Source organism: Streptomyces sp. NPDC093149 (assembly GCF_044754145.1).
Taxonomy (GTDB): Bacteria; Actinomycetota; Actinomycetes; order Streptomycetales; family Streptomycetaceae; genus Streptomyces.
Window position 1 is genome coordinate 1 of the sequence record NZ_JBIVON010000029.1, and the last position, 13,008, is coordinate 13,008.

Annotated in this window: 12 protein-coding genes and 3 pseudogenes; 8 read left to right on the forward strand and 7 right to left on the reverse strand. The window is 66.0% G+C overall.

The window, feature by feature from the left end:
- The 3 genes and pseudogenes from ACIQCZ_RS38535 to ACIQCZ_RS38545 all read right to left on the reverse strand — a co-directional run.
- Positions 1–304: pseudogene (locus tag ACIQCZ_RS38535) on the reverse strand (IS1380 family transposase); the annotation flags it as partial.
- Between the two features lie 296 nt (positions 305–600).
- A pseudogene (locus tag ACIQCZ_RS38540) lies at positions 601–2,058 on the reverse strand (ISAzo13 family transposase); the annotation flags it as partial.
- 287 nt (positions 2,059–2,345) lie between these two features.
- The gene (locus ACIQCZ_RS38545) at positions 2,346–2,861 is read right to left on the reverse strand and encodes an ATP-binding protein (RefSeq protein ID WP_402290216.1); all 516 of its coding nucleotides are present in this window, start codon (positions 2,859–2,861) and stop codon (positions 2,346–2,348) included.
- Positions 2,862–3,040: 179 nt separating this feature from the next.
- Here ACIQCZ_RS38545 and ACIQCZ_RS38550 point away from each other — a divergent pair, with 179 nt between their 5' ends.
- Together ACIQCZ_RS38550 and ACIQCZ_RS38555 are read left to right on the forward strand one after the other, a co-directional pair.
- Positions 3,041–3,274 carry a DUF397 domain-containing protein gene (locus ACIQCZ_RS38550; protein ID WP_402290218.1) on the forward strand — a complete coding sequence of 78 codons (234 nt, stop codon included), beginning with the start codon at positions 3,041–3,043 and terminating at the stop codon, positions 3,272–3,274.
- Between the two features lie 92 nt (positions 3,275–3,366).
- Positions 3,367–4,299, forward strand: coding sequence for a helix-turn-helix domain-containing protein (locus ACIQCZ_RS38555; protein ID WP_402290221.1), 933 nt, complete (start codon positions 3,367–3,369; stop codon positions 4,297–4,299).
- 16 nt (positions 4,300–4,315) lie between these two features.
- On the opposite strand, the gene ACIQCZ_RS38560 is transcribed toward ACIQCZ_RS38555, so the two are convergent.
- The 3 genes from ACIQCZ_RS38560 to ACIQCZ_RS38570 form a co-directional block, all read right to left on the reverse strand.
- Positions 4,316–5,137, reverse strand: a complete 822-nt coding sequence (locus ACIQCZ_RS38560; RefSeq protein ID WP_402290223.1) for an SAM-dependent methyltransferase — start codon at positions 5,135–5,137, stop codon at positions 4,316–4,318.
- Positions 5,138–5,268: 131 nt separating this feature from the next.
- Positions 5,269–5,676 carry a hypothetical protein gene (locus tag ACIQCZ_RS38565; protein WP_402290225.1) on the reverse strand — a complete coding sequence of 136 codons (408 nt, stop codon included), beginning with the start codon at positions 5,674–5,676 and terminating at the stop codon, positions 5,269–5,271.
- Between the two features lie 90 nt (positions 5,677–5,766).
- A complete protein-coding gene (locus ACIQCZ_RS38570) occupies positions 5,767–6,618 on the reverse strand; it encodes a helix-turn-helix domain-containing protein (RefSeq protein ID WP_402290227.1) in 852 nt (283 codons plus the stop codon).
- 1,284 nt (positions 6,619–7,902) lie between these two features.
- Here ACIQCZ_RS38570 and ACIQCZ_RS38575 point away from each other — a divergent pair.
- From ACIQCZ_RS38575 to ACIQCZ_RS38600, 6 genes and pseudogenes are all read left to right on the forward strand, one after another.
- A pseudogene (locus ACIQCZ_RS38575) lies at positions 7,903–8,135 on the forward strand (transposase family protein); the annotation flags it as partial.
- Positions 8,136–8,778: 643 nt separating this feature from the next.
- The gene (locus ACIQCZ_RS38580) at positions 8,779–9,342 is read left to right on the forward strand and encodes a DNA-binding protein (protein ID WP_402290229.1); all 564 of its coding nucleotides are present in this window, start codon (positions 8,779–8,781) and stop codon (positions 9,340–9,342) included.
- A 485-nt stretch (positions 9,343–9,827) separates the two neighbouring features.
- Complete coding sequence (locus ACIQCZ_RS38585; RefSeq protein WP_402290231.1) at positions 9,828–10,133, forward strand: hypothetical protein; 306 nt, start codon at positions 9,828–9,830, stop codon at positions 10,131–10,133.
- Positions 10,134–10,239: 106 nt separating this feature from the next.
- Complete coding sequence (locus ACIQCZ_RS38590; RefSeq protein WP_402290234.1) at positions 10,240–10,809, forward strand: hypothetical protein; 570 nt, start codon at positions 10,240–10,242, stop codon at positions 10,807–10,809.
- 129 nt (positions 10,810–10,938) lie between these two features.
- Positions 10,939–11,807, forward strand: a protein-coding gene (locus ACIQCZ_RS38595; RefSeq protein WP_402290236.1) for an IS5 family transposase whose coding sequence is annotated in 2 segments (ribosomal slippage) — positions 10,939–11,140 and positions 11,140–11,807 — 870 coding nt in all. Because the reading frame shifts where the segments join, the coding sequence is not laid out codon by codon here.
- A 64-nt stretch (positions 11,808–11,871) separates the two neighbouring features.
- Positions 11,872–12,165, forward strand: a complete 294-nt coding sequence (locus ACIQCZ_RS38600; protein ID WP_402290238.1) for a hypothetical protein — start codon at positions 11,872–11,874, stop codon at positions 12,163–12,165.
- Positions 12,166–12,457: 292 nt separating this feature from the next.
- Here ACIQCZ_RS38600 and ACIQCZ_RS38605 read toward each other — a convergent pair whose 3' ends face one another.
- Positions 12,458–12,937 carry a hypothetical protein gene (locus ACIQCZ_RS38605; RefSeq protein WP_402290240.1) on the reverse strand — a complete coding sequence of 160 codons (480 nt, stop codon included), beginning with the start codon at positions 12,935–12,937 and terminating at the stop codon, positions 12,458–12,460.
- Positions 12,938–13,008: the final 71 nt, after the last annotated feature.

Sequence of the window (13,008 nt, forward strand, 5' to 3'; positions counted from 1 at the left end):
TCGGTGTCGAGGCGACAGGGCCGAACACCTCGCCCTGGTCGCGCAGGACGGCCAGATCCGCGATCGCCTCGCCGCCGTCAGCGAGCATCACCGCGCGATCAGTGGCGATCCGGCCCGGGTCATGACCGGTGCCGCGTGGCCGAAGCGGTCTCAACACGGTGGAGTACGCGCTGGTCAGTCCGGTGACATCGGCGAGATCAGCCAGCAACCGTGCCCCGGCATGCCCGACCACCCCCGCACCGTCGGCAGAGACATGAAGCCTGGGACGAGAACCGATACCCTGCACGCAGAAAGTGCCTTCCACCTGGACCGACAGAACCCCTCGACAAGGTTCATCGTCCCAGCTCAGAAGGCACTTTCGCGTTACCGCCCGTGATCCGGACGGACCGCAAGTGAAAACCCGAGGTTAGGGCCTGCGGATCATTAACTCGCTGTCTTGATCCCGAGCGGGACGGTGATCCCTACCGCGCTCGCGTGGTCGTAAAGGTGCTCCAGGGTGGTGAGTTGCTGGTCAGCGTGATGCATGATGTGTCCAGCCGTGCCGAGGAGTTGGCGGATGTCACGGATGCGCCGGTTGATGGTGAAGGGCGTGACGGTGAAGAGGCGGGCGACGGCGACCTGCGGGAGCCCGAGCCGGTAATGGAGGAGGGTGGCCAGGAGCCGGTCGGCGAGGCCGGTGGCCGCGCCGTTTGTCCAGGTGTGCTTCCCGCTGGTCCTCGTGGAGGGCGGTGAGTGTGGTGATCAGCGTGTCCCACTCCTCGGTCGGCATTCCGGTCAGGGCCGGGTGACACAGCCACGCAAGGTCGGGGCTGGGCTGGTCGAAGGGGTCCGGTACGTCACTGACCTGGTCATACGCCTCGGGCCGCAGCGTGTAGTTCCAGTCGCCGTGCCACTCGTGGCCGTGCAGGGGCAGGGCATCCATCTGCCTGTCGCCGATCCGGACTCCGGTCTCGTAGGCGGTGGTGTCGAGTTCGGCGTGCACCGTCAGCCCGGTGCCGGTGGTCGTCGCGGCGATGCTGTTCACGATGACTTCGTGGCTTGTCAGCGGCCTGCCGCGCCAGTTCATCGTGATGTGGGAGAACAGCCGGTGCTCCACCTTGTTCCATTTTGAAGTACCTGGCGGAAAGTGACAGACCGTGATTTCCAGGCGGGGGTCTCCAGGGCCAGAGCGGCCAGTTCGGCCTTCCAGGCGCGGGTGCGGTAGCCGTTCGAGCCACCCGCGTCCGCGGTGATCAGCAGCCGCCGGGAGTGCGGATAGGCGCCGCGCCCTTGGCTGTTCCACCAGCGGCGGATGGACTCCACGGCGAACGCGGCGGTGTCGTGGTCTGTGCCCACGCTGACCCATCCGGTGTTCGCTGCCAGATCGTAGATCCCGTACGGGATGGCCTTGCCCAGCTCCGGGTCCGGGAAGTCGTGAGTCCGTACCTGGACCGGTTCGCCCTCACGGTGCCACTCGGCGCCGGCGTTCTTGTAGTTGCCGACGACTTCCTTCTTCTTGGTGTCGACGCTGACCACAGGGTCTCCCGCAGCCTGGTGCTCCTTGGCCCGCTCGTTGATATAGCGGAACTGGCCGTCGCGGTCCGGGTGCTGCCTGCCCTCGACGGTCTTGGCGTTGCCCTGCAGGCTGAAACCTTCCTCGCGCAGCAGGTCGGCCACGGTCTCCGCTGAGATGCGGTGGCCCTGCCGGGTCAGCTCGCCGGCCAGGTGGCGGGTCGACTTCGTCGTCCAGCGCAGCGGCGACATCGGGTCACCCCGCATGTCCGGCTCGACGAGGGCCAGCAGGGCAGGCCGCAGTCCAGGATCGAGATCCACCGCACGCTTGCGGCCTCCGCCCTCCCGGCGGGCCCGGCCCAACGGGCCCACCCCGGACTCCAGTTCTGCCACTCCACGCGAGACAGTGCCCTCGCGCACCCCGGCCGCACGGGCCACTGCCCGGATCCCTCCATGCCCCAGCGACCGGGCCTCCGCCCCCATAGCCAACCGGCGCTGACGCTCGTCCAGATGCGGCAACAGCGCCTGGAATTTCGCCGCCAGCCCTGCCTCGGTCCCCTCCGACATCCCCATAGCACAACAGCGACGAGCAACGACGGAAGCAACGACTTGTTTCTCCGCAGGCCCTAACTGCATGGCGTTGGTTCTAGCTCCCCAGCGGGTGCAGGACGGTCCAAGAAGCCAACGCTGTCCGCCGAAGGACGGCAGAATCCGGGACACAGAATCAGAACTTCCGCCGAGTCCCGCATAGACAGCCAGATAGCGGCGGACCTCGTGCTCGTCCAGGCCGCGAAGGCTCTGCCGCTATCAAGCCCACCTGCCAAGGCTCTGAGTCGAACCTCATTCTGAAGCAATCAGCTGCTGGGCCTTTTGTGGGCGGGAGCGGGAGGTAGAGTCAGCCGTGCCCAGACGGCTTTGCCGCTGGTGCCGGAGGGTTTCCACCCCCACCCTTCGCTGAGTGCTTCGACGATGAGCAGTCCGCGGTGGCCCTCGGCCAGGGGGGCGGGCGGCGTCAGGCGCGGTCTGCGTTGGCTGGGGTCGTAGACCACGCAGAGCAGGCTGTGCGGGCGGCGGATGAGGGCCAGCCATGCGGCGGGGTGACTGCTGTCGGGCAGGGGAGTGCGGCGCCGTCCGTGGCGTACTGCGTTGGCGACGAGCTCGGATGCGATCTGCACGGCGTCCTCGCGTACCGGGTCCAGGTTCCAGCGACGGATGACGTCGGCGGTGAACTTCCGTGCCTCTCTCAGGCACAGGGTGTTTGTGCTGATGCGGTGGGCGGCAAAGGGCGGTGCCGCGAGAGCGAGGTGGGACGTGATCCCGGCGTTGCCGCGGGCACTGCCGTGCTGACGCTGATGTGTTCGGTTTTCCATGGGTGGGTTCCCCGTAAGTGAGCGTGTCTGCGGCTCATTGCATTTTGTCCCGCTACCTGTCGCGTTAATGCTCGTTCCTGAAAGGACGGCTGAAATTTCAGCGCCCCGGGCCGCACGAACGTTCCCAGCAGTGGGTGTGAGCGGCTGCGGCCGAGGGGTCGACAGGAGACGGAGTGGCTATGACGGTGCAGCTCAACGGTGTGAGCGCGGAGACGATCACGGGTGCGGTCTGGTGCAAGAGTGCGCGGAGCAACGCGGCCGGAAACTGTGTGGAAGTCGCCCGACTGGAGGGGGGAGAAATCGCCGTGCGCAACTCCCGCTTCCCCGCGGGGCCGGCTCTGGTCTACACGTCGGCCGAGATGGCGTCGTTTCTCCTGGGCGTGAAGGACGGTGAATTCGACTTCGCCCTGTAGCGCTTTGTGAGGCTCCGGCCAATGCATGCCACCAGTTTGTCAGGCTGACATACTGGCGTCCCGAACAAGGAGGCTCAGGGGAGGTAATCGGCATGACTGGCCAGCACAGGGAAATCCGCTCCATACGGGGTTTCGCGCCCCGCCCCCACCTCGGTGCGGCAGCCCACCGCAGAGCCCTCGGCGAGCACCTGCGACGCTGCCGCACCGGCATCGGGATGACCGGGAAGACAGCGGCCCGCCACATCGGAACGTCCGGCCCGACCGTGAGCCGGCTGGAGAAGGGCGAGAGGACCGAGAACACCGGTCACCACGCCACAGCCCTGCTGCGCCTGTGCGGAGTCACCGACAGCCAGGAACTCGCCCACGCACGGACGATCGCGGCTCAGGGCGAGCAGCCGGACGCCTGGGAGGCGTACGGCAATTCCATCGCCCGCTGGGTGCAGCCCCTGCTCGCCCTCGAGCCGGCCGCTCAGCGGATCATGTCCTACGAGCCACAGCTCGTCCCGGGCTGGCTGCAGACCCCCGAGTACGCCCAACTCGTCATCCGTGCAGGCTTCCCGGACCTGTCGCACGCGGAAGTCGAAGCCCGGGCCAGAGCCCGGGCCAACCGCTTGAGCATGTTCCACCGCGACCAGGACCCGCCAGCCCTGATCGCGATCATGGATGAAGACGTGCTGCGCCGCCCGGTGGGCAGCCCGGGCGTGATGCACCGGCAGATCCAGCACCTGATCCAGCTGCTCAAGAGTGACCTGCGGCACCGCATCAGCCTCCACATCGCTCCTCTGTCGATGGGAATGACCGGCGCCGTGGGGCATCCGATCGTGCATCTGCGGTTCGCCGATGCCCTGCTGTCCGACTTCGTCTACCTCGAGCAGAGTGAAGGCGCCCGCTGCGTGGAGGGTGAGGGCGAGGCGGAACGGTACCTGTCGCGTGTCACCAGGCTCTCCGGCATGGCGAACCCTGCCGACCTCACCCTGACCCAGCTGGAGGACCGACTCGACGAGCTGGCCACCGGCCGCCAATGACATGGCCGGGGCCGGTTCAGGGAACCAGGCCGGCCCCGCCGAACTCCTCCCACTCAAAGCTCCGCTGGGGTGGAACGGCAGGCATGGCGGCAGGGCGCCACTGTGAGACTTCCACGAGGCCCGGCTCGACAACAGCCAGCCCGCTGTCCTCGAAGTAGCTCTCGACGTCAGCCCGGGTGCGCACCCGGCCCCAGTGCCCCTGGGTCTCACGGTCCATGAACGAGGAAACGTCGTCACGGATCCGCTCGCTCTGGCTGACCAACTGGCAGATGACCATCACGCTGCCGCTGGCCAGCTTGCTCCGGACCCTGCGGATGAGTTCAACGGGCCGGTCCGTATCGGGAATGCAGTGCAGAACCGAAACGAACAGCGCACCGACAGGCTCCCGGAAATCAATGAGCTGCCGCACCGGCTCACTGTCGAAGATCTGCTGGGTGTCGCGCATGTCCGCCTGCAGGACCGCGGTTCGGTCGTCGGTTTCCAGGAGCGCCCCGCCCACACTGCGCACGATCGGGTCGTTGTCCACGTACACGACCCGGGAGGTAGCGTCGACGCGCTGCGCGATCTGGTGCACGTTGTCCTGCGTCGGCAGACCCGACCCGTGGTCGATGAACTGACGGATGCAGTGCTCCTCGGCGAGGGCTTGTACCACCCGCTGAAGAAAGGCCCGGTTGTTCAGGGCGAGGTCTTTCATGCTCGGGACCTGTTGTAAGAGGTGATTGCACGCAGCACGGTCGGCCGCGAAATTGTCCTTGCCGTCCAGGAGGTGGTCGTACATGCGTGCGACGCTCGGAGTCCGGACGTCCACGCCGTACGGAAGCTGGCTCTCGGCCGCCATCATCTTCCTCGTAAGAGTTCACGGCGTGGCCGGGTCGGCCACGCACCGGAAGAGAGATAGCGTAGTGAAATTTCAGAGTGCGCACGAGACCATAATCGGCTGAGAAGCAGACGCACCACTTCCCCATTCTTCTAGGCAGCATCGCAGGGCTGCTGAGCCCCGCAGCAGGCGTCGGCCGGGCGGGCAGCCGAGTGCAGTGCGACGAGGAATTCCCCACGCGTCAGCCCCATGAGGTCGGAGGCTTGGCCGATATCCATCCTGAGATGGTCCCGCAGCACATGTGCGTCGCTGTTGCAGATCCGGTCTCCGGAGCAGGGAGTTGCGGAGTCGTCCGCGTCATCCACGCAGGCGGTCAGCAGGCGCCAGGCCATCGCAGCAGGATGGGAGCAGCCCAGCGTGGCGGACCAGTGAACCGCGAGCGCGGTGAGGGAGTCCTCCACTACCCGCTCCGCGAGCTCGTGCGTGCCCAGCCTCGCCGTGGCATAGGCGACGTAGCCAGCTCTGTACAGGTCACGGAAGGCGCGGTAGGTGATCACCATGGTCCGGCCATCACCGGCCTCGTACAGGGGAAGGGGGTGTGATGCAGTTGCAGGTCTCTGAGATGTCATCATCCTGGGCCGTCCCCACACTCAGATGGTGGTCTCGCTGGCCAGGTCACTGACACGGGGGTCATCCGTCATCAGGAAGCTGTAGTGGATCGCCTCCCACAGCGGCTTGAAGTCTGCGGCCTGACCACCCAGTGCGGTGACCAGCGCCCCCACAACTTCCCATTCCGGGACCGCATCCCCTTGCAGTACCTGGGCAACGACCTGCGCCGGCACCCACCCGTGACTGCGCCGGTGAATCTCCTCAGGTGTGGGCCGTGCAGCTGCCAGGTGTAGTCCCCGCAATGCGGCCTTCAGCGAGGCGATGCACTCCGTCACGGTCTGCCGCGCAGGCTGCTCGATTCCGTGAGCCGCCTCGCACAACAGCCTCAACTCCCCGGGTTCGTGGCCCAGGATGCTGCACAGATGACACACCAGGTCCCACGAGGGAAGGCGTTCCCCTGACAGGATCCTGGAGATGAAGGAAGGGGAGAGCATGGTGCGGTCCGCGATGACACGGATACTGATGCCGCTCTTGCGCTGCAGGTAGGAAAGCGCCGCAGCGAGCCGCTGACGTGCGGTGGCCGCCATCGGCCTCACCATCTCCCGCCCCTCAACCTGCTGGAGCCACGACACAGACCGAGGCGAGGGAAGCGGCGCAGCTCTCTGAGCGATGGCACGGTGATCCAGCAACCGCCGCACCCGGTCCGGACTCCACTTGGTGCGGGCCGTCTCAGCAGTGACGATAACCGCCTGCGCGATGTCGTCCCATTTAGCTCCCCGGGCGCGGTTCGCCCCGACCTCGGCCGCCAGAAAATAGTCGATCTCCTGCTGGACGGCGCGGGCACGCTGCACCAGCTCTCCGAGACCCTCATCCGCATACGTCGCCTCCAGCAAGAGGCCAGCCAGCCGGTGAGCCTCAGCGGCGATCTCAGACCCCAAAGACCCCCTGACCTGGCCGACGGTCGGCCGCTCCCGGTCCCGCTGCCTCTGCGCCTGACGCCGGTGCCCCTCGTCACAGTAGGACCGGCGCCTCCCTGGGCCACTGACGGATGGAAGCGGAGCCCCGCAGAAACCACACACACGACTCGCAACGTCTTTTGCCACCGCATCCTCCTTCGCGCTGATCGCCGCCACCGGCATGCCCGCTGAAGAGTTGCCGCCGGGCTCGATTACTCCCCTCCTTGAGAGGAACCTTTCGCTGCGCCGGCCGTGGCTCCTGCCTGCCTGGTGGCTACTTGGAGGCACCGGCCGGGCAGCCCTCAGTCGGCGCGAGCCCACAGCCAGGAGAACCGCGAATCACGGCAAGCCCAGGCAATCACTCCGGACCCTCCCAGTGCGTACGCCGCCGCCCAGGCCTCTTCAGCCGGGCCGAGAAGGAGAGCCGCCAGCGCAAAGACCCCCCCGAGATTCAGCGTGACAACGCAGGCACGGAGCCGTGCGAAACCCGACCCGCCGACGCTACCGTTAGCACCACCCCGAGACGCCACGGCGCCGCGGAACGCATATCGAGAAGGCATGAGATTCCTCCAGGGGAACTCGTAACTGAACGAATGCGGCAGGGGGCTTGGTTCCTAGGTTTGCGGCCGGGCCCAGGCCCCCTCCTGACCGCGACATTAGCCCGGCCGAAGCCCCAAGCGCCACGCACTCATGCCGTAATCCGATATATCTACCCGCCCCCATGGTGCGAAACGTTCATCAATTCGATTCTGGCACTCCGCTGCTCACCGGGCTGCTACTGGAGGCTATTTGAATGCGCGAATCATGGCAGGACGTGGCCCTTGTTGATCGAAACTGATCAGGGATGCGAAACCTGCTGGATGATCCGGTTCTCTGGAATTTCAGTTCGACGCCAGCCTCCCCGTCGACTGAACAAAAGACTGCCCGTCATGCATCTCTGAAGGCGTCCCCACCGGTGGCGGCTCGGCCATGGTGCGTACCTGGTCGACGAGAGGGGCGAGGTGTGCTCCTGGGTGAACACGCAGGACGAAGCGCTTCGCGAACTGGTCACTCCCGGTTTCGGGAATGCAATAGATTACCGAGAGCTACCCCGGCAGACTTCGAACCATTGAGCCTTTTCCAATCTGGCGGTCGTGACCGTGTGTTGGACGGTCCTGCACAACGACGAAGCTCCTGGGAGACAGGTCGACCAAGATCACCCGTGTCTGCCTGGAGCTTCGCGTGCTCGTCTACCCATCCACGATTGACCTGTCCAACCGCACCTTGCGGTCCCTGACCGGTCGGCTGAAGGTCAGGCGGCAGGAGACCGGGACGCGCTGGCGGCGCCTTCCCGCCTCACGACAGCCTTGCTCGCCCTGGCCCACCTGCGGTGCGGTGACACCTACGCCCAGCCGGCCGCCGGGTTTGCCATCGGAATCGCGACTGTCTACTGCTACATACGTGAAGCCGTCGACGCCCGACGACGGCCCCGACAAGTTTCCGGGCCGTCGTCGTGCACCCCCAGCTCAGCGGATTGCTTGGTTGACGCCTCTATCGCCGAGGTCGTGACGCTCGCTTCTGTCGTCGCCCTGATCTCCACCTGCCTACGGGCGCTCCAGGCCCAGCAACTTCAGCAGGTCAGCCGCCACAACTCGGTAGGCGTTGCCAAGACGCAGCACCTTGACCGGCCTACATGCGGGCAGAGGCTATCGGGGACGGCACCTTCATGGGAATCCCGCGCGAGGCGGCGTCGGCCCGCTGAGATCGGGATGCCGCTGATCACCGAATCCGGGACGGCCCTGGGACGGGGCCCTGAGGACGCAGGCGGCCCGGGCGGCTGTGTCATGCTCCTTCCAACTCCCCATGACATATCGGCGATCATCCATCTGGCCGCGCCCTTCATGCGCCGACCCAGCAACCAACCGTATCGTCGGAAGCGAAGGCCGTTTCTGACAGGACAACGGCCGGCGGTCCCGCGACCCTTCGCGCGTGACGCGGGACCGCCGCACCCGCTGACCGCCCATTCGCTGCTCCGCAACCCCCTGACTGAGAGCCAAGGGCCGCGCCGAGCACGCCTATGATCGATGTATGCCGTCGCCCCTTCCCACGTCCCTTGCTGTGTCCGACGCCATCACCCACTACCGCCAGCTGCGCGAGCTGACCATCGACGAGCTGGCCTACGTGCTCTTGATGCTTGATCACCCGATCTCAGCCGACGCCCTCGCGGAGATGGAGCGATGTGCTTGCCCCGTGACCGTCGACGATCTCGTCGCGATCGCCTATGTGCTCGACACGACCCCCGCGGTGCTGCTGTCACATATCCCCATCGATGTGCCGGAACCCGAGGGGCCCCTCGCCACCGGGCTCCCAAGCGATGTCGACCAGACCGAGCTCCGTGCCTGGCTCGAAGGGAAGACCACTCTTGATCGCCAGTCGCGACTGAGCTGGTGGAAAGAGCGAGTCGCCCGTCTCCGGGTCCGTGCAGCACACCACGAAGAGCAGCTGCAGGGTGCGTACGCAGAACTGTGCGAGCTCGGCGACCCGGCAGACCAAGAAGCAGACGCCCCGCCCATGCAGCGTCTGCAGTGGCGCATTCAGGTCGTCGAACACGCGCTCAACCAGTCCGAGGTCGCGCTGGCACTGACTGAGCATCGGCTCGACAACCTCCGAGAAGGCGCCTGACAGCTGAGTCCGGGCTACTTCTGGGCCAGTCAAAGTCGCTTATCCATAAGCGAGTTTGACTGGCCTTCTGTTGTTTGGTGGTACATTCGGTACAGCAATCTGCAATACTGATAGTGCGTTTGTGAAAGCGTTCGCAAGTGCTGATGAACGAGAAGGAGGCTCGCAAGTCGAATCGGGTGGCTCTCAGAGGGCGATAAGGGCTGACTCGCCCTGGTTTACGGATCGCCCTGGAGGATCACATCGGGACTTACCAGACGGGACTCCCTCCAGTGAGGCGGGGAGTTAGCGGTCGAAGCCCGCCGGCGAGGCCGCCCGCGCGAATTCCGCAGGGGGCAGCCCGCCACCAGGAGGAACAGATCGGTACCAAGTTTGAGGAACTTGCTCTTATCGCCCTCTCAAGAGGGCTTGCTTCGGCTCCCGGGCGTGGTCGGGAGCTGGGATCTCGGGGGCGCAGTGTGGAACTGTGGAGCCGAGGCGCTGGTCCCTTGGAAGAGGACACCGCCTGGACACGCAGGACTGAACGAGTGCAAGCGCGGGCGATTATGACTGAAGGTCAGCCACAGATTCCCGATCAACCGACGCAGGCTATGCCGCCACGGCCGCAGGTTCCGCCCGTTGTCTCGGCCGAGCAGTGGTCCGCCAGGTTCCAACAGACGCATCACCGCGAGCCGACGATGGCTGAGTACCAGGCGGCCGTCCAGGACGGGTTGATTGCTCTTGAGCGCCTGCCTCGTGATCAGTCGATGCAGCAGATGGCCGATGGGGCCAAGCGGATCGCCAACAGCGAATAGCCGGTTGGGGTCAGTTCTGCGGAGGCTGGGCCGGCGGCATGCTCGGCATCGGCGGAATCGCAGAGGACTGACGTGTTGGGAGCGGAACAAACGAAGGAAGAACACCATGAACGACACCAGGACCGCACGTGCGACGCGGACCAGGATCGCCGTGTCCGCCGCGGCCCTGGCTGCGGGCGCTCTCATGCTCACCGCCTGCAGCGGGAGCAGCGATACTGCTTCCTCGCAGAGCCCCAGCAGCAGCCAGGCCTCCAGCCTCGACGGTGCCTACATCTCCATCACCGACGGAGCGCGCGGTGGCATTGCCGCCATCAAGGACAGCAAGATCACGTACATCAACGTCACCGCCAGCGACCAACAGTGCCAGCTGACCACGAAGGCCCTCGACGACATCAAGCACGGCTCGATCGTCAAGGATGGCCAGACCAACAAGGGCCAGTACCAGATTGTCTCGACCGGCACGATCAACGACGGCCGGAACAGCGTGCTCTGGGACGACGTCAACGGTTCTGACCAGACGGGTACTGAGCCGGGATCCGGCTCGATCTCGATGTCGGACAGCAGCATAACGCTCGGATACACCTTCGCGTACTCGATTGACCAGGTGCAGCTCATCCCTGCGGACAGCGATCAGGCCAAGGCATTGATGGCCAAGGACTGTGGCCAGCACAGCTGAGTACCGCGTCGCTCAGGCAGCACAGAACCCCGTGGACACGTTGCCCATGGGGTTCAGTCTTTCTCTGACGCCTAGGCCGTGTTTTGGAAGTGGGTTCCGCTCCTCGTCCCGCATCGCGATGATCTATGAGTGGGGCGAGGGGATCTTTCTGACGAGCAGTGGACCGTGCTGGAGCCGTTGCTGCCGGTGGCGATGCGGGGCAGGCCGTCGTTGGGTCGGCGGAAGCTGATCGACGGGATCCGGTGGCGGGTGCGGACCGGTGCTCCGTGGCGGGATCTGCCGCGGGAGTACGGGCCGTGGCAGACGGTCTATGGACTCTTCCGTCGCTGGCAGCGGACGGCATCTGGCCCGTGCTTCTGACCAGGCTGCAGGCCCGGGCGGACGTGGCCGGGCTCATCACGTGGGAAGTGAACGTCGACTCCACGATCTGCCGGGCCCATCAACACGCCGCAGGCGCCCGCCGCAACGGCCAGAACCAGAAGGAACCGCCGGGCGGGATGGGCATCGAGCCCGACGACCACGGCCTGGGTCGGTCCCGGGGAGGCTTCACCACTAAGATCCACCTGGCCTGCGAACAGGGACAGCGGCCGCTTTCCCTTCTGGTCACCGCCGGGCAGCGCGGCGACAGCCCGCAGTTCACGGCCGTCGTGGAAGGCATCCGGGTCCCTCGCGTCGGGCCGGGCCGTCCCCGCGTCCGTCCACTGCGGGTGAGGGGCGACAAGGCGTACTCGTCTCGCGCCAACCGGGCTTACCTGCGAAAGCGCGGGATCCGGTGCACGATCCCAGAGCCGGCCGACCAGGTCAGGAACCGCAAGCGACGCGGGAAGGCCGGTGGGCGGCCTCCGGCCTTCGACCGCGAGGACTACAAGGCCCGGCATGCGGTCGAGTGCGGGATCAACCGGCTCAAGCGGAACCGGGCGGTGGCCACCAGGTTCGACAAACTCGCGGTCCGCTTCGAGGCCACCGTCCTGATCGCCGTGATCGGCGAATGGCTGTGACCGGCAGAGCTGTCGCTCCCGCATGCCATGCTGACCGCGACCAGAGCGAGGGGAGACGAAGCAGATGGGTGCTCAGTACTACGGCGCCGACAGCGAGAACGGCGACCGCATCGACCACCCGTCCGAGGACGCGCTGTTCATGATGATCAGCGACTCCGACAACACCTTCGTCGTCCAGCCCGACGAGGACGACTCCGTCTGGTTCGCGTCCGTGGCCGTGCTGGACGAAGGCGGCTATGAGATCGTCCGCCGCGACACCACCCGAACCGAGCACGAGGTGACCGCCTCGACCAGCATCAACGACATCGCCCGCGACCTCACCGTCTGGATGGCCGCCCGAAACATCAGCGCTCGCTAGCCCCGGCCCCGCACCGGCGTCGAATCTCTGCGGCGTGCTCCCGCGCAGCGGCCGCCTCCGTTCTGGCCCTGACGCGATCAGCCTCGAAGGTCAGCACGCAGGCCAACGCTTCCAAGGCAGCGGCGACTTCCTCCCGCCAGTCAGCGAACTCGACGGAGTCCGCCGTGGGCGGCGGATGCGACTTCACAAAGCGGAGATGGCGCAAGGAGTGCTTCAGCACGGGGGCAACCACGAGGCTTCTTTCGATCGGAACGCGGTCGACCCCCATCGTGCACCAGTTTCAAAACACGGCCTAGTCCTGGAGCTGCTGCGCCTGGTACTCCTCGATCGTCTCCGGCGGTCGGCCGTACTTCGGCGCGTGCTGCTCGACGAAGTCCAGCTCGGCCCATGTTGCCGGCTGCCTGATCCGTGACCGGACCACCACGACGAACACCGTGGCGCTGGTGGCGATGTTGAACAGACACCACCCGGCCAGCAGCGCCGTGAGCATCACCGGTAGAGAGTCCTCGATCGCCATGCTGACCGGAACGACCAGAGCTGCGCCGTTGATCAGGAGACTGCCCACATACCCCTCAAAGGTGCCGGACAACTTCGCCAGAATCCGCGGCTCGTGGCGATGCCGTACAGCGCGCAGCATCTCGCCGACGAACACCACGGTGACCACGGCCGCCCCGGTGCTCACTGCCAGTTCGCGGATCCCGGTGATCCACCATCGCGCTGAGCGCCACCAGCTACGCGGGAACTCGCCGCGAAGTCTCGATCCGAGCTTCATGCTCTTCTCCTTCTCCTCCTGCCGCGCAAAAGACGACGCACCCGGTGAGGATGACCTTGGCGATCATCTTC